Raw genomic sequence first — 15,394 nt, 5'->3', positions numbered from 1 at the left:
AACCCGTCAAACTTGGACTATCCCCGCAAACAGCAACCGGACCGGCACCCGGACCTGCACCCGGACCGGCACCACCTAATTTATTCCGTTAGCCAAAGGTGAATTACCCTTGACAAGGATCAAAATTCTTTCATCGTCGGCCAAATGTGGCCAGCTCCACTAACGAAGGCCATCCCTTTCATGAACCCCCAAACGGAAGTTGCCACGGTTGCGCCTGTCACAACAGGCCTGGGCAACTCACTCAAACAACGCCAACTGACCATGATGGGTCTTGGCAGTGCAATTGGCGCCGGACTTTTCCTAGGCTCCGGCGAGGGGATCATGAAGGCTGGACCGGCCGTGCTGATTTCCTATCTGGTGGCCGGCACCTTGATCATTTTGGTCATGTGGGCCTTGGGTGAGATGGCCGCAGCCAACCCCAACTCCGGCGCCTTTTCCGTCTACGCGGAAAAGGCTATGGGCAAGATTGCTGGGGCAACGGTCGGCTGGCTGTGGTGGCTGCAGCTGGTGGTAGTGATTGCCGCCGAAGCGCTCGGGGCAGCCGCGCTACTCGTCACGATTTGGCCGGTTTTGCCGGTCTGGGCCTTGACATTGATCTTCATGGTGGTCTTCACAGCCGTCAATCTGACAAGTGTCAAAAACTACGGCGAGTTTGAATTCTGGTTTGCCCTGCTCAAGGTTTCCGCGATTGTGCTTTTCCTGCTCTTTGGCATCGCCTTGCTGCTGGGCCTGATCCCCGGCACCACATCCCCTGGCCTGGGCAACTTCGTCAACAACGGCGGATTCGCACCGAACGGCATGGCGGGCATCGCAACAGCACTGTTTGTTGTGGCCTTCGCGTTCGGCGGCACCGAAATTGTGGCTGTTGCCGCCGCCGAGACGCCCAACCCGGAACGCAGCGTTGGAGTGGCGGTGCGCACTGTTGTGTGGCGTATCTTGGTGTTTTATGTAGGCTCCGTGTTCGTCATCATTGCCGTTCTGCCGTGGACCTCCAAAGCATTGCTTTCTCCCTTTGCCGGCGTGCTGAACGTTGCCGGACTTCAATGGGCTGGCACAGTCATCACTTTGGTGGCCGTGGCTGCACTGCTCTCAGCCCTTAACGCCAACCTGTACGGGGCATCGCGCATGATTTACTCACTCGCCGAGCGCGGTGAGGCACCCCGGCTTTTTGCGCGCACCAACACTCGTAGAGTCCCCGTTCCGGCAGTGGCGATGTCCGTGGCGTTCGGCTTCGTGACAGTTGTCTTGGAAATCCTGTACCCCGACACCGTCCTGAAGGCATTGTTGAACTTGGTGGGATCCACCTGCCTGATCATTTGGGGTTCGGCGCTGCTTTCACAATTCATCCTGCGCCGCCGGGCAGACAGTGACGGAACGCCCTTGCCACTGCGCATGCCCGGATTCCCGTACCTTTCAATTGCCGGGCTGGTGCTGCTGGCGGCCATCTTTGCCGTCGGATTCAGCGATCCCACCAGTGCAAAGCAACTCCTGAGCACCTTCAGTCTGGTGGTTGTTATCGCTTTGCTCAGCCATTTCTCGCACCGCCGCCAAAAGGCACGGGCAGCCGCACAGCCTTAGATCGGGTCCACGCGGCGCCCGCGCCACTGTACTCAAAGGCGAACCTAGGGCAGGCACGCTACGTTTTCGCTATTGTTGACGTACGACGGCGGCACGGACCGCTGCGGGAAAGGCTCACCCCATGTCCTCACCAGGCAAGATGCCCTCACCCGGCAAGCACGCTGCAATAACTTCTCCGCACAGCATTGAAGGCGTCCAAGCCGGACTCCACGTTGTTAGCTTTGAAGCTACGGAGCCTGTTCCCCTGCCTCCCGTGCTGCTGATCCACGGTTTTGCTTCATCCGTTGAATTGAACTGGGTCAAGACAGGCTGGGTCACCGCCCTCAATCAGGCCGGGCGCCGGGTGATTAGCGTTGACCTGCCAGGCCATGGCGGCAGCACCGCACCCTACGATCTGGACTCCTACACACCAGGGAAGATCCGCGCCGATCTGCTCCAAGTCCTCATTGATCAAGGTGTGCGTCCCCGAGTCGATGCAGACCCCACCAGCGGGGTCGATCTCATTGGGTACTCACTGGGGTCCCGCTTAGCGTGGGAGTTTGGTGCAACTCAGTCCGAACTGGTGCGCAAGATGGTGTTGGGCGGCCCTAACCCGGAGGATCCCTTGGCCGATTTTGATTTACGGGCAGCACAAGACTTCCTCAATGACGGCACGCCCATTGCCGATGCTTCAACGGCCTGGCTGCTGAACATGGCGCAGGTGATTCCCTCCAACGATATTTTTGCGCTCCTGTCCCTGATTCAGGCGGTGAAAATGGAGCCGTTTGATCCCACCGACGCCGTACCTTCCATGCCCATCCTTTTGGTGGCCGGCAGTCTCGATGAACGTGCCCGCAGCATGACCCGGTTGGCGGAGCTGAGCCCCGGAAGCAAACAGTTGGTGATCCAGGGACGAACCCATAACAACACGGTGACCTCACGCGAGTTCAAGGATGCCGCCTTGAGCTTCTTGAGCTAGGTGCTAGGTGTTTGAGTGCTGTGCCTGCTGGCGCTTGCGCAGCACCATCACGGAGAGCAGGCCCAGCACAACGAGCGCCGTGGCTGCCATGATCGGGACTAGAAACGCCGCCGAATACCCCTGATTCTGGGCCAATGAACCTGACAGCGCTGATCCCAGTGCGGTCCCGGCAACAATGCCGCTAGAGAGCGCCGTCATGACGGTGCCCATCCATTGCTGCGGCGCCACCATGCTGCCCACGCTGAAGATGGACACCATGACAGGGCCCACGGGGAGGCCCATGAGCAGCAGCACCCACACCATCTGGCCCAGAGATTGGGGAACTAGGAAAAGGAAAGCCCCGCCCGCCATCAACGTGGCCATCAGTACCCAGCGCCACGCGTACGTGAATTTCGTGGACCAGTAGGCCACCGACAACGCCGTCACAGCAGAACTGGAGCCCATGATGGCGTACATCAGCCCCGCCTGGTCCACCGAGCCGTGAACGCCGGTAAAAGCGGTCAAAGAAGTTTGAGCCGATCCGAAGAAGGTTCCCATGGCGAGCATCCCTGCCACGGGGACAGCAACTAGGAGCCAGTTGGGTTTCTCTTTCGCCACATAGCCAGCATTGCCCACGGTGCTGCTGGCGGCAGTGCGCGGCCCCACGGATTCCACGGTGTGGTGTAAGGCAAAAAGGGTCACCAGAACCACTGTCATAATGGCGGCCAATGCCAGCGGCAACCAAGGTGCCACCAGCGAGGCGAGCAGACCTACCAGAGCCGGGCCCAACACAAAAGTAATCTCATCTGCCGTGCCCTCCAGGGACAGCGCCGTATCCACGGCTGGACCACGCTGGTTGGCGGGTAGTTTCTTACTCAGAGCCATCCACCGCACCCGGGACAGCGGCCCCACCTGCGGTGAGGTGGCGCCGGAGACAAGCGCGGCAGCAAAGACTGCCAGGGTGCCGCCATCGGTAATCTGGGCGCCGTCGGTAGGCAGGACCGTGTAGGCCAGGATCACCACAGCCGCCACAAGCAGCGCGTTGACCACGGCGGCCACCAGCAGTATACGTTTTTGGCCCAGCCGGTCCGCCAAATACCCCACCACGGGCGAACCCACCGCGGCACCAATGCCAATACAGCCTGCAGCAAAACCGCCGATGGCGTAAGACCCGCTGACCTGCGTGACCATGGTCAGCACACCGATGGTTAGCATCGCCAACGGCACCCGGGCAAAAAGACCCAGCGGAATGTAGCTGGTGCCCGCAAGTCTGGGCAGCACCGAATAGCGCCCGCCCTTCTGGGCAGGGGCAGCGGGGGTCGGCAATGACAAAGAGATGGTTAGCTACTTTCGAAAAATCATTTGTGGTGGTGGCCGGTGCCGTCTCAGCTATGGGCTTTGCTGGCACAAAGGCTGCTCCAGTCTATCCGTTCACGAGGCTTGCGCTCCCGCCATTTTCAGCTCCACGGTGGAGCCATGGCGGCCCTTGTGGACATGCAGGTGCACGGGGATGCGCTGCTTCATTTCAGCAACGTGACTGACCAGCCCCACCATGCGCCCGCCGTCTCGCAGTCCTTCGAGCGCATCCATGACCTGCTCCAAGGACTGCTCATCGAGGCTGCCGAAGCCCTCATCAACAAATAAGGTCTCTATATCCAGTCCGCCGGATTCGTACTGCACCACATCCGAGAGACCCAGGGCCAGCGACAGTGACGCCATGAAGGATTCGCCACCGGATAAGGTGGCGGTGTCTCGGCTGATCCCTGTCCATTCATCCACTACTTCCAAGCCCAGCCCGGACTTTTGGTTTCCCTTCTTGGCATCACTGTGCCGCAGCGTATAGCGGGCGTCGCTCATGGTGGCCAGGCGCACCGAAGCGGCCTGGGCGACTTGTTCCAACCTGGCCGTGAGAACATAGCTGCTGAGCGTCATCTTGTACTTGTTCTCGCCTTGTCCACGCACTGCCTCAGCCAGACCCAAGAGCATTTTCGCCTTCTCCCGCAGCGGCGCAACATCCTCTTCCAACGCCATGAAGTCCGCTTGTGTGAGGCGCACTTCGGTAGCGGCTGAGCGTGCCATACCCGCAGCCAATTCCGCCGTTTTTGCCAGCTGTACAGCCACCCGGCTCTGTTGCGCCAACGCGGCAAGCTCATTGTCCCCCAGCACCACCACCGTCTCCGCACGGGCGGCAAGCATCTGAGCAGTCGCGAGGCGGTCAGTGTTTACCGCCACGGCCTTGGCGTGGTCCTTGATTTTTTCATCCAGCGCGGCCGCGGTCCCCGGTGCCAGCAAGGCTGCCTGCACGCCGCTGGCATCGGCAAAAACGGAACCTTCGAGGTCCTTCTCCAACGCGGCGCCCGCATCCTGCGCCGTTGTCATGGCAGCGGCCTTTTTACGCAGTGCCACGAGGAGCTCCTCCCCCGGCTGCTGGGCCGCCAGCACCGCAACCCGCCGTTGCGCCAGCGAGGTGTACCCGTCCTGGGCCAGCTCCAGCTGCTGGCCCAGATCAGCAATTTCCTCTGCCAGGGCCGCTTGCGCTGCACTCAAAGACGCCGCCTGCCCGGCCGCCGCAACAACACCTTCCCGGGCTTGTTCCAGGCGCTCCTGCAACTCCCCGGCTTCTTGGTGGAGGGCATCGCGTTCTGCGGCACCCGCTTTGGCCTCCTGATGTGCTTGGCGCCTTTGCACCACGGCGTCCTGCGCTTTGGCCAATTCTCCCTCGCCTCCACGCTCGGCCAGGACTGCGAGCGCGCTCCTGGCCTGGGCCAGCCGGGTACCGGCGTCTTTAGCTGCCGCCTCGGCAGTATCAGAGAGCTTCTTGGCTGCCCTCTCGGCCTTCAGGAGGTCCGCCCCGGCAGCGGCAAGTGGTGAGGGCGCCGGATGCACCGTGCTGCCGCAGACCTGGCAGGGTTCCCCCTCCACGAGCGTGGCCGCCAGTTCCCCGGCTGCCTGGCTGAGCCGGCTTTCAATGGCTTCTAGCCAGCTCTGCCGGCAATTCAGGCTCTTATCCCGCGCCTCACGTTCCGCGTCTTCCAGTTGCACGAGCTCCACGCAGTGTGCCTGGTATTCCTCAATGGCGCCCACCAACGTTTTAGCTGCCGTGGCGGCTTGTTCTGCGTGCTCAACATCGACGGCCCCGGCGCGCAGCGTCTCCGCCCGGTCCTGTACCTCCGTGAGACGGGCTCTGGCCGCGGTGGCCGCGGCATCCTGTTGCTGGCGCTGCGTCAGAGCATCAGCGAGGGCTTTCTCATTTTTGGCCAGGGCCGCACTTTTCCCCGCGTTCCGAGTTTCATCAGGTAGGGCCCGGTCCACGGCGGCCAACTGCCTGATGAGTTCTTTATCCAGCGTCTGTAAATCCTCAATACTTGCTGTTGCACCCGGCTGGCCTAAGAGCGCCGCCGCCACCGGGTTGCTGTCAAATACTGTGGCGGCTCTCGCTGCCGCCTCCTGTGCCTGAGTGCTTTCCCGAGCACTCTTGGCCGCAGCAGTCACCACGGCCGCCAAAACCTGTCCCTGATGGTGCAACTCCAAGCTGTGGCGCCACTGCGCTTCCTCATCGGCTAAGCCTGCTAGCCGCTCTTGTTCGGCCACGGCTTCAACCAGTTGCTGGTGGCGTGTACGCCGGTTCTGCTCCTCCGCAATGGACGTTACGAGTGCCTCTGACTCCTCTTGTGACGTTTGGGCATGCGCTTGGGCCAGGGTCAACGCGCGTTCAAGCTGCTCCCCGAGGCTGGCAAAAAGCTCCATCCCGTGAAGTTCTACCGGTTCGGCAGTCTCCGGTGCTTGCCCTCCCTCCTCAGCCTGCGCTAGTTGCGCGGCGTAGGCGGCCAGCACCGACCTGCTTTGGCTGCGTGCCAATTCCTCTTTGGCCAGCAGCTCCGCCATACCGGTGGCGACGGCGCCCTGGGCTGTGCGGGATTCTGCGGCCAGACGGTTTTCAACGCCCTCATACACATCGGTGCCGAACAACCGTTGCAGCAAGGCTTGGCGGTCCGCGGCGGTGGCCCGCAAGAAGGCCGCAAATTCGCCCTGGGCCAGCAACACTACCTTGGTGAATTGGGCCATGTTCATGCCCAGAAGCTGCTGAATCTCGCTGGCGGCTTCATCGTTGCGGGTTGATTTCACTTCCCAGCCGTCGGCGTTCTTTTCACGCAGCTGGGTGCTTGCCTGTTCACGCGTGGTGCCGCTTCCGCGTTTAACGGGGCGCATCCATTCAGGGCTGCGCCGGACCTCCAAGCGGCGCCCACCGGCCGTGAACTCGCACAGTACTTCCGGGCCCACTCCTTGGGCTGCGTGGTGACTACGCAGCTGATTGGCGGAATTGGACCGGGCCCCGGGTACCGTCCCATACAGGGCGTACGCAATGGAGTCCAGAATGCTTGTTTTCCCGGCACCCGTGGAGCCATTGAGTAGGAACAGGCCCTGCGCTCCCAACTGGTCAAAGTCAATGATTTCTCGGCCCGCGAAGGGGCCGAAAGCCTGAATTTCAAGGCGGTGAATTCTCACTGGGCGCTCTCCTGTTCACGGACGGCAGTCAAGGCTGCACGCAAAAGCTGCTGTTCGTCGTTGTTCGCGGCGCGATGACGCACATGGTCCAGAAATCCGCAGCACAGCTCCAGATCGTCGGCGGCCTTGGCGATGCGGGCACCATAGCTTTGGGCGTCCCCTTCCCGTGCGGTCTCCGGCTCGAACATGAGCACCAGGGTGTGCGGGAAACGGACGCGCAGCCGGTCCATGGCCAGTTCCGGACGGTCATTGTCCGTCAGCGTGATCTGGCAGTAGTTATCCTGCGCAAATTCCCAGTCGGGATTGTTCAGCAAATCCTCGAGCTTGCCCTTGACCAGGCTCAACGACTTTTCCGGAGCCCAGTCAACCTGGCGCACCTCACCCAGCCCGTCCGCCGTGATCTCCACCAGCCAGCCGCCCTTGACATGGGCCGCCTCGGAGAAGGAATACGGTAAGGGGGAGCCCGAGTAGCGGACTGTTGCGCTCAGTTTCTGGCGTCCGTGCAGGTGACCCAAAGCGGTGTAGCTGAACGGCTCAAAGAGGTCCAGCGGCACCGCCCCAACACCGCCAATGGCTAGATCACGTTCACTTGCTGAGGTGATGCCGCCGCTGGCAAAGGTGTGGGCCAGCACAATGGACGCGGTGCCGGCAGGCCGGGTAGCTAGGTCTTCGGCAATTCGATGCACGGCCGCCTCCGTCACACTGAAGTGGGTGCCGGTCTCTACACCCAGTTCCTCGGCCACGAGGCGGGGCTCCAGAAACGGGATACCGTAAATTGCCACCAGCCCCTCACCCTGGGGTTCCAGAGGAAACAGGATGGGCACCGCAAGGTCCGCAATCCGCGTGCGCAAGTGCACACCGGCGGATTCCAGAAGCCTGCCACCAAAACCCAGACGGGTGGCGGAGTCGTGGTTGCCGCTGGTGATAACCACCTGCACCCCTGCCTTGTTCAGTGTGGCCAAGATGTCATCAAAGAGGTTCACCACGTCAACGCTGGGCAGTGCGCGGTCGTACACGTCACCGGCCACCAGGACCACGTCCACTTTTTCCGTCAGGACGGTGTCAAGGAGTTGGTCGGCAAAGCGCCGCTGTGCGTTCAGGGTTCCAACGCCGTGGAACGACCTGCCCAAATGCCAATCTGAGGTGTGCAGAAGCTTCATGCTTCAAAGGTATCGGAGGGCACAGACATTCAATGACCCGAGTAGGCGAGCACAACCCACCCAACGGCGGGATCAGCACCAGTTCACGCACCGGCACGGGCAGGCTCAGCGGCGGGTTTTTTCCACGGTCAGGGCTTCAACGGCGGCTGTATTGGCCAACTTTGCCCCATAGATCGCAGCAGAGAGCAGCAGTGCACAAGCCAGCAGGACCATGATCATTTGGGTTTCAGGGGCATCTAGAAACAACAGCCCGGCCAGTGAAATAGCGGCTGCGGCAATCCCGGAGACCCACATAGGCTGGACTGCCGCGCCGTGTCCAGCCCGCCACGTTTGGGCATTGACCATGGTCTTAGCGGTGCGAATCCCCACGAATGGGTTCACTTTGATCTTTCCGGTGGCGCACGCTTGGGTCAGTGCTGCCAGGCCCACCGAACACAGGGCAAGGAACACAAGGGAGAAGATCAGCATGCTTTAACCTTAACCCGGCTCCGGCGCAAACACGGCTGACCCCGGTAGTAGGGGCGGTTTCTCGCCCCCATACCGGGGTCAGCTCGGCACTGCTGTGAGGTTACTTCTGGGGTGCGTCGAAGAACGCTTGGGCGTCGTCAGTCTCATCGACCCCTGCAATCGTGCGGCCCTTTGCCAGCGTGGCGCTCTCAGTGGCGCCCTCAACGGTACTCTCGGCGTGCGCCTGGGTGAGCACAGCACCAGAGGTCAGCAGCGCGGAGGAGGAAGCGTCCCTCACCGGCACGTCAACCGTTCTGACCGGGGCAAAGTAGCGGTAAATGACTGCAGCCAGGGCCGCACCAACCAGAGGTGCAACCCAGAACAGCCACAGCTGACCTAGCGCCCACGAGTCAGCCAGGAATACCACTGAAGTGGCGCGGGCCGGGTTCAGTGAACCATTGCTCAGCGGCATGGTGATGGCCACGGCAACCGCAAAAGCCAGACCAATGGCAACCGGGCCCATGGTGGTTTTGTTCCGGGGCGAGGTGGCGCCCAAGAGCATGGCCGTCAAGACGGCAACCGCCACCATTTCGATGATAAGGACACCGATCATGGGCACTTGCGAAGGCGAGTGGGCGTCAAAGCCATTGGCCAATGCGCCGAAGAGCTCGGGCATAGCAGGGGTGGCACCGGCGGGCATCACCCGCATCATGGCAAGCCAAACTGCCGCAGCCAAAATGCCGCCAATAGTCTGGGCCACAATGTACAAAAGAGCGGCGGAAAACTTCAACCGGCCGGCAACTGCCATACCCAACGAGAAGGCGGGGTTGAAGTAACCGTTGGTGACGTGACCGAAGGAGATGATGGCGGCCACCATGGCCAGGCCATAAGCGAAGCCCACCGTGGCACCGGACCCGCCGGAGCTGAACAAGGCGGTGCCAAGCCCGGCAAAGACAATGAAAAAGCTGCCCAGCCCCTCAAGTGCTACGCGGGTACTGAGCGGGTAGGCATGCACCGGGGCATTGGCTGTTCCGGATGAAGTCATGAGGGCAAAATCCTTCGAATGGGAAACAAAAACAGGGGGCTAGCGCTCACACGGTGATGCAGCAGCGGGCCCGGCAAGAAAGTTGACAGGAAAGCTAGGCAGAAGAGCAAACAGGGCACTCGCCGAGCTCACATGCCTAGTGCCAGCGCACACACCGTGGTGGCAGCCAGAGTAACTATAGCGGCCGAAGCTGTACGTACTATAAGAGCCGGAACGGCAATATGCCCCTCTGACTCCAAGGGTGCAACGCCGGAGTGCAGGAGCCGGATCCGGGCAGCGGCGCACAGCACCAAAACAATAGTTGTCAGGGCGGCCACGGCCGCGCAGACTCCCATTCCCACCACATGGGCTGAATATCCGCCCAACGCTCCGCCAAGCCCAAGTCCGGTGTCCGGGCCCCCACTGAAGCCTGTCAACGTCTGCAACCAGCCGCGCCAAATGAGAAGATCGGCCACCACGGCGCTCATGATGGTCCGGCGCCAGGACAGGGCCGTGCGTTCAGGCTGCAGGCCGGGGTCCCGGACAGGTGCCACAGAGGAGGCCATGTTAGGGCTGGACCAGGATCAAGATGGCAAAAACAATGGCGGCGAGCGAGACAATGACAGTCATCCCCAGCAAGAGCCATGAGTGCGGCAGTTCCTCATCATTACGCATGGCCTGTTCCTGATGAGCCCAGCGCCGGTAACTGACAATGGCCAGCACGGCACCAATCACGGCAAGGACCATGCACAAGATGATACGAATCAATGGCGGCGCAATTTCCGGGGCCAGCTGATCAATTGCTATTGCACCTGCCAAGAGGGCCAGCGCGGTCCGCACCCACGCCAGAAAGGTACGCTCATTGGCTAGTGAAAAGCGGTAGTCAGGCGTTTTTCCGGTCCGTCGCCAGGCGGGCTCGCGCATGGATCTCCTCAAAAGTTCGGGCAGTTTGTGGTGGGCGCACAAGAAGCACCGCCTTTGAGTCTACTTCGGCCCCCGTATGCCTCCTCACAGCCGCACCGCTGTCTTGGCCCGCATCCGCTGCCGGAAACGGTAAATTGGTCTCATGACCATTCCAGTTCAGCCCGCTCCCCCCGCCGACTTCGCCAGCCGCGTCCAGGGCACGCTCATGGGAGGCGCCTTAGGTGATGCCTTCGGCTACCTTGTGGAGTTCGATTCCCTCGCCGCCATTGAGGCGAAGTATGGTCCGGCGCTGCTGGTGGACTTGTCCCAGGCGTCCGGCACACCGCATTTTTCCGACGATACTCAGATGAGTCTTTACACCCTTGATGGCCTGTTGGATGTGCTGGAGTGGGCCAATAGCGGTGTGGGTGCCGATATCAACGCCTGCCAATGGCTCGCGTATCTGCGCTGGCTCAAGACCCAGAATATGCAGGTGCCCAGCCACACCCCGGAGCAGGCCCCCCGCTGGATTGATTCTCAGAGCGTGCTCCACCACCAACGCCACCCCGGCAATGCGTGCGTGAGTGGTTTGGCGGGCGGGGAAATGGGCACCATTTTCCGCCCCGTCAACCCCGATTCCAAGGGTTGCGGGACCGTGATGCGTTCGGCGCCCTACGGATTGCTGCCTAACATCGAGGCGGAAACGGTGTACAAGATCAGCTCCGATGCGGCGTCTTTGACCCACGGGCATCCCTCGGCGCGCCAGTCCTCCGGGGCGTTTAGCTGGCTCATCCACCAGTTGGTCATGGGCGGGCTCTCGCTGCGTGCCGGTGCCGAATCCGCCAGGGAGCGGGCTGTTGCCGAGCCTGGTGCAGATGCCCAGCTGCTGGCACGCCTTGAGGCGGCCCTGACCTTGTCCACGCACGACGGCGAACCCCTCAGCGGCGATTCCCTCACCGACGCGCTGGGGTTGGGTTGGGTAGCTGAGGAGGCACTTGCTGTTGCTGTCTACTCCGTGCTGGTTACGGCGCCTGGTGCACATTCGCCCGCGGGGCATTTCTTGGATGCCATCCGCCTTGCCACCAACCACAGCGGGGACAGTGACTCCACTGCGGCCATCGCCGGGAACATCCTGGGTGCGTTCTACGGGGAAGTTACCCTGCCGCCGTCGTGGTTGAAACTGTGCGAGGCACCCTCCCTGATCCGGCGTCTGGGAGCCAACTTCATCAAGCTCACCACCGGAGAGTAGTTCAACTACCCGTTCAGCCCAGGGACAGTACCGCACCAATGCCCTGTGCAAAGCGTTTGGGCGGACCCGGCAGCAATAATGGCCACCGCTCAAAGTCGGCGGCGGCGGTAACTGCAGGGATATCGGCACGTTGGCTCATAAATTCAGAGTAGAACCGTGCCTGTGAGGTTTCGAAAGATTGTTGCCCAGCATGACCAAAATGGAGTGCGGGCGGTTCAGCCAACCATTTGCATGAATTCGCCCTCGGAGAGCACCTCAATGCCTTGTCCGCGGCGCTGCAGATCCAGGACACGTTTGGCTTTGGAGGTCAGCCGTCCGCTGCGTAAATCTACTGCCGTGAAGCCGCTGCCCACCACAAGCACAGTGGTTTTTAGGGTTACATTGCTGGCGCACTGGGCTCCGTGAGCCGCTGCCCTGATTTTTGCTTCAGGACGGCCCAGGCTCAGATCGCCCGTGAAGACCACGGTTTGTCCAAAGAGCGGGTGGGCGATGTCAGCGTGGGTGTTCGGTTCCGGGTTTGGACCCTCAGTGGACCAGCTGGAGCGCCCGCCACGAGCCGTTCCAGCGGCGATCCCAGCCTGCATCTGCACCATCCTCTCCAGCGCCGAACGGGTGGCTTTGGAGAGCTCATCTGTGGTGGGGTTGTAGGCGTCAACGTGCGGCATGGCCAACGTCATCGATTCAAATACCCCGCGCACGGAATCCACGCCGTGTTTGCCGGCAATGTCCACCATGATCCCGGCGCAGGCGCGGGCGTCCTCGGTGGCGTCGTGGTGGTTTTGCAGTGGTACACCGGCAGCCTCGGCCACAAACGGCAACGAATACGACGGCAGTGAATAGTTTTTGCGCGAAAGGATCACGGTACAGGCATAGTCGAACGCGGGTGCGGGGATTTTCGAGACTTCTGCTGCGGAACGGATCACGCCCAGGTCAAAGGCCGCATTGTGCGCCACCAGCGGATCCGCACCAATGAAAGCGCCAATCGCCGGAAACACCTCGGCAAAACGCGGGGCCGTGGCCACATCGTCAGGGGTGATGCCGTGAATAGTGATGTTGCGGGAATCAAAGTGGTCGTGGCCCTCCGGTGGGCGCATGAGCCAGTAGCCTTCCTCAACAATCACCCCGCCACGGACCTTTGTTAGACCAACGGAGCAGGGCGATCCCCTAAATCCGTTGGCGGTTTCAAAATCAATTGCAGTAAAGTCCAGAGCCACCTCTCAAGGCTACCCCTCCCCACTGACACCGCCAGCGTAAGGTGAGCCGGCCCACCCTTTGTTCGCACAAAGTGCAGCGCCGGTGGGCCAGATTCGCTCAGAACCTGGCCCACCGGCGTCGTACTTGCCGTGACGGTTCAGGGTGTTGCCCGGCGCAACGTCAGGTAGGCGCCAACACCGAGCAGTGCCGCGAGCCCCAGGGCCAGAAGACCCAACGTGACGGGGGTCAGGGCCACAATCCAGCTGCCGACGGCGGCCCACCAGCCCTGCCAGGTGATCAACGCCACGGAACCCACCAGCAGGATTCCCAGAGAAATGAACATCACCAGCAGCCCGGTTGTCTGCCACCTCTTATACACAGTCGCACCCCAGAACCCTGCCAGGAAAAGGAACATCATCACCACGAAGTAGAAGAACAGCTGCCCACCCCAGGGCTGCTCGGAGACCCAGCCGAGGCTGAACATCTGCCCCTGCAATCCCCAACCATTGGTGGCTGCCTCCACGAACCCCAAAAGCACGTAGAGCACCGAAATGCTGGCGGCAATAACGGCGAACAATCCCACGGTGCCAAAGAAGAAGTTGCGCCGGCTGATGCTCAGGCCCTGGGAAAACGGGAATGTGTAGGTCAATGACTGGATGCCCAGACCAAAGAAATACCACATGACTGCCTGGCCGGCACCTGAGTATTTGGTCCCCACCGAATCCGGGATCATGGCCCAGATGAGAAGGCTGAAGGCGAAGGAGACCCCAATAATGAGCGCTGGAATGCCCAAGAAGGTCCACTTGCTTATGAGCTGCATTTTGGCAACTCCCACTGCACGGTTCATTGTGATGCTCCCATCCGGCTGCTCTTCCTTGCTGCCTTGGCTGTTTCTTCCCTTGCCCCATCGGGGACGCCGGCAATACCGGCATCGAGCGTTTTTTTGATGACGAGCTGCTGCAGCGAGACGGGCCCAACTTCCAAACCAAGTTCTGCCGCTTCCCGGCGTTCGGCCTGGCTCAGCACACCCTCGACCGTCAGCGAAAGCAGCGCCCCGATCCCTTCGCGGTGGAGCACCGCCCGGGCTGCTGCGAAGGATTCAACGCGGGCTGCCGGACCGGCGACACTAAAGGCCGAGCCGCGGAGGTTCTCGGCATCGTCGTCCACGATGATTTTGCCCTTGTCGATCACGATCACGTGTTCGAGCAGATTGGCCACCTCATCAATGAGATGGGAGGACAAAACAATGGTGCGTGGAAACTCGGAGTAGTCGGCCAGCAGGCTGTCGTAGAAGAGCTGGCGGGCCACGGCGTCCAACCCCAGGTAAGGCTCATCAAAAAAAGTCAGTTCGGCCCGCGAGGCCAAGCCGATAATGACGCCCACGGCTGAGAGCTGACCGCGCGAGAGCTTCTTGATCCGCCGCTTCATGGGCAATTGGAAGTCCTTGGCCAATTGCAGGGCCAGAGCGTTATCCCAGTCCTTGTAGAAGATGGCTGCGGCCTTGAACGCGTGGAAGGGCTTGAAGTCATCGGGATACTTCTGCGATTCCCTGATGAAACAGATCCGGCTCAGCACCTTTTCGTTTTCATGGGGTTGTTCCCCGAAGACGCTAAACTCCCCCGAGCTGGCGAATCCCTGTGCCGTCAACACAGACATGAGCGTGGTCTTGCCTGCGCCGTTGCGTCCCAGCAGGCCGTAAATTTTGTCCTGTTCGAGTCTGAGACTGACTCCGTCAAGGGCCATGACGTCCTTGTAGGCCTTGGACACGTTTTCCATGCTGACAACTGTTGTACTCACAATGCGCCTTCCTTTAACTGTGCTGTGCTGCCCCGAGCCGGTTCATGCGGGGCCAGCTCTGGTTCCCTGGCCAGCATCTGTTCCCTGGCAAGCATCGCCGCTAGTTGTACGCCGTCGATCCCCAGCTTGCGAGCCTCTCTGGCCAACGGCTGGAGGAATTGTTCGTAAAAGACTTCCCGGCGACGGCTCATGAGGATCTCCCGCGCGCCGGTAGCAACAAACATGCCAATGCCTCGCTTCTTATAAAGAATTCCGTCATCAACTAGCCGGTTCACACCTTTCGCGGCGGTGGCCGGGTTGATCCGGTGAAAGGCAGCGAACTCATTGGTGGAGGGCACTTGGGCTTCTTCAGCGAGCACGCCCTCAACAATGTTGTTCTCAATCAATTCCGCGATCTGTACAAAGATCGGCTTGCTGTCATCAATCACGCAGCCACCACCTTCGCCCAGTTCCCGAGGACCACCGCTAACCTCGTTGGTTCATTACTCATGTAACTAACCATACGACCATAGTGGTGACTGTCAACCCCAAAGATCGTCCCAAGGGTGGAGATATCGCACAGGGAAGTAACGTAATCTTGGATCGTGATACTTACTGCA

Annotated in this window: 15 protein-coding genes; 3 read left to right on the top strand and 12 right to left on the bottom strand. The window is 61.0% G+C overall.

Features of this window, described 5'->3' with window-relative positions:
- Positions 1–180: 180 nt before the first annotated feature.
- Together ABIB48_RS10540 and ABIB48_RS10535 are read left to right on the top strand one after the other, a co-directional pair.
- Positions 181–1,578 carry an amino acid permease gene (locus ABIB48_RS10540; RefSeq protein WP_354212937.1) on the top strand — a complete coding sequence of 466 codons (1,398 nt, stop codon included), beginning with the start codon at positions 181–183 and terminating at the stop codon, positions 1,576–1,578.
- A gap of 121 nt (positions 1,579–1,699) precedes the next feature.
- A complete protein-coding gene (locus ABIB48_RS10535) occupies positions 1,700–2,536 on the top strand; it encodes an alpha/beta fold hydrolase (RefSeq protein WP_354212936.1) in 837 nt (278 codons plus the stop codon).
- Positions 2,537–2,539: 3 nt separating this feature from the next.
- On the opposite strand, the gene ABIB48_RS10530 is transcribed toward ABIB48_RS10535, so the two are convergent.
- The 7 genes from ABIB48_RS10530 to ABIB48_RS10500 form a co-directional block, all read right to left on the bottom strand.
- Positions 2,540–3,847 carry an MFS transporter gene (locus ABIB48_RS10530; RefSeq protein WP_354212935.1) on the bottom strand — a complete coding sequence of 436 codons (1,308 nt, stop codon included), beginning with the start codon at positions 3,845–3,847 and terminating at the stop codon, positions 2,540–2,542.
- Between the two features lie 99 nt (positions 3,848–3,946).
- Positions 3,947–7,021 carry an AAA family ATPase gene (locus ABIB48_RS10525; RefSeq protein ID WP_354212934.1) on the bottom strand — a complete coding sequence of 1,025 codons (3,075 nt, stop codon included), beginning with the start codon at positions 7,019–7,021 and terminating at the stop codon, positions 3,947–3,949.
- Entirely contained in the window at positions 7,018–8,181 is a 1,164-nt protein-coding gene (locus ABIB48_RS10520; protein WP_354212933.1) for a metallophosphoesterase family protein, read from the bottom strand. Before ABIB48_RS10520 ends, ABIB48_RS10525 begins: the two co-directional genes overlap by 4 nt.
- A 105-nt stretch (positions 8,182–8,286) precedes the next feature.
- On the bottom strand, positions 8,287–8,649 hold the full coding sequence (locus ABIB48_RS10515; RefSeq protein WP_110106668.1) for an SdpI family protein: 363 nt from the start codon (positions 8,647–8,649) through the stop codon (positions 8,287–8,289).
- Between the two features lie 100 nt (positions 8,650–8,749).
- Complete coding sequence (locus tag ABIB48_RS10510) at positions 8,750–9,673, bottom strand: aquaporin (RefSeq protein ID WP_354212932.1); 924 nt, start codon at positions 9,671–9,673, stop codon at positions 8,750–8,752.
- Between the two features lie 128 nt (positions 9,674–9,801).
- Positions 9,802–10,218 carry a DUF202 domain-containing protein gene (locus ABIB48_RS10505; protein WP_354212931.1) on the bottom strand — a complete coding sequence of 139 codons (417 nt, stop codon included), beginning with the start codon at positions 10,216–10,218 and terminating at the stop codon, positions 9,802–9,804.
- A 1-nt stretch (position 10,219) separates the two neighbouring features.
- Complete coding sequence (locus ABIB48_RS10500) at positions 10,220–10,576, bottom strand: YidH family protein (RefSeq protein ID WP_354212930.1); 357 nt, start codon at positions 10,574–10,576, stop codon at positions 10,220–10,222.
- Between the two features lie 142 nt (positions 10,577–10,718).
- Between ABIB48_RS10500 and ABIB48_RS10495 the strand changes: the two genes are divergently transcribed.
- Positions 10,719–11,804 (top strand): ADP-ribosylglycohydrolase family protein, encoded by a 1,086-nt coding sequence (locus tag ABIB48_RS10495; RefSeq protein WP_354212929.1) that lies wholly within the window; start codon positions 10,719–10,721, stop codon positions 11,802–11,804.
- A 13-nt stretch (positions 11,805–11,817) separates the two neighbouring features.
- Here ABIB48_RS10495 and ABIB48_RS10490 read toward each other — a convergent pair whose 3' ends face one another.
- The 5 genes from ABIB48_RS10490 to ABIB48_RS10470 form a co-directional block, all read right to left on the bottom strand.
- Positions 11,818–11,943: a hypothetical protein gene (locus tag ABIB48_RS10490; protein WP_315913120.1), complete on the bottom strand. Its 126-nt coding sequence runs from the start codon at positions 11,941–11,943 to the stop codon at positions 11,818–11,820.
- A gap of 76 nt (positions 11,944–12,019) precedes the next feature.
- Complete coding sequence (locus ABIB48_RS10485; RefSeq protein ID WP_354212928.1) at positions 12,020–13,018, bottom strand: 3'-5' exonuclease; 999 nt, start codon at positions 13,016–13,018, stop codon at positions 12,020–12,022.
- Positions 13,019–13,155: 137 nt separating this feature from the next.
- Positions 13,156–13,845, bottom strand: coding sequence for a hypothetical protein (locus ABIB48_RS10480; RefSeq protein WP_179442448.1), 690 nt, complete (start codon positions 13,843–13,845; stop codon positions 13,156–13,158).
- Positions 13,842–14,795, bottom strand: a complete 954-nt coding sequence (locus ABIB48_RS10475) for an ABC transporter ATP-binding protein (protein ID WP_110106661.1) — start codon at positions 14,793–14,795, stop codon at positions 13,842–13,844. The genes ABIB48_RS10480 and ABIB48_RS10475 overlap by 4 nt, the downstream gene beginning before the upstream one ends.
- Positions 14,792–15,223, bottom strand: coding sequence for a GntR family transcriptional regulator (locus tag ABIB48_RS10470; RefSeq protein ID WP_179442450.1), 432 nt, complete (start codon positions 15,221–15,223; stop codon positions 14,792–14,794). The genes ABIB48_RS10475 and ABIB48_RS10470 overlap by 4 nt, the downstream gene beginning before the upstream one ends.
- Between the last annotated feature and the right edge of the window lie 171 nt (positions 15,224–15,394).

The sequence above is a fragment of the Arthrobacter sp. UYCu511 genome (assembly GCF_040547105.1).
GTDB classification, from domain to species: domain Bacteria; phylum Actinomycetota; class Actinomycetes; order Actinomycetales; family Micrococcaceae; genus Specibacter; species Specibacter psychrochitiniphilus.
The sequence above is the reverse complement of the archived record's forward strand: the minus strand, read 5'-3'. Positions and strand labels throughout refer to the sequence as shown.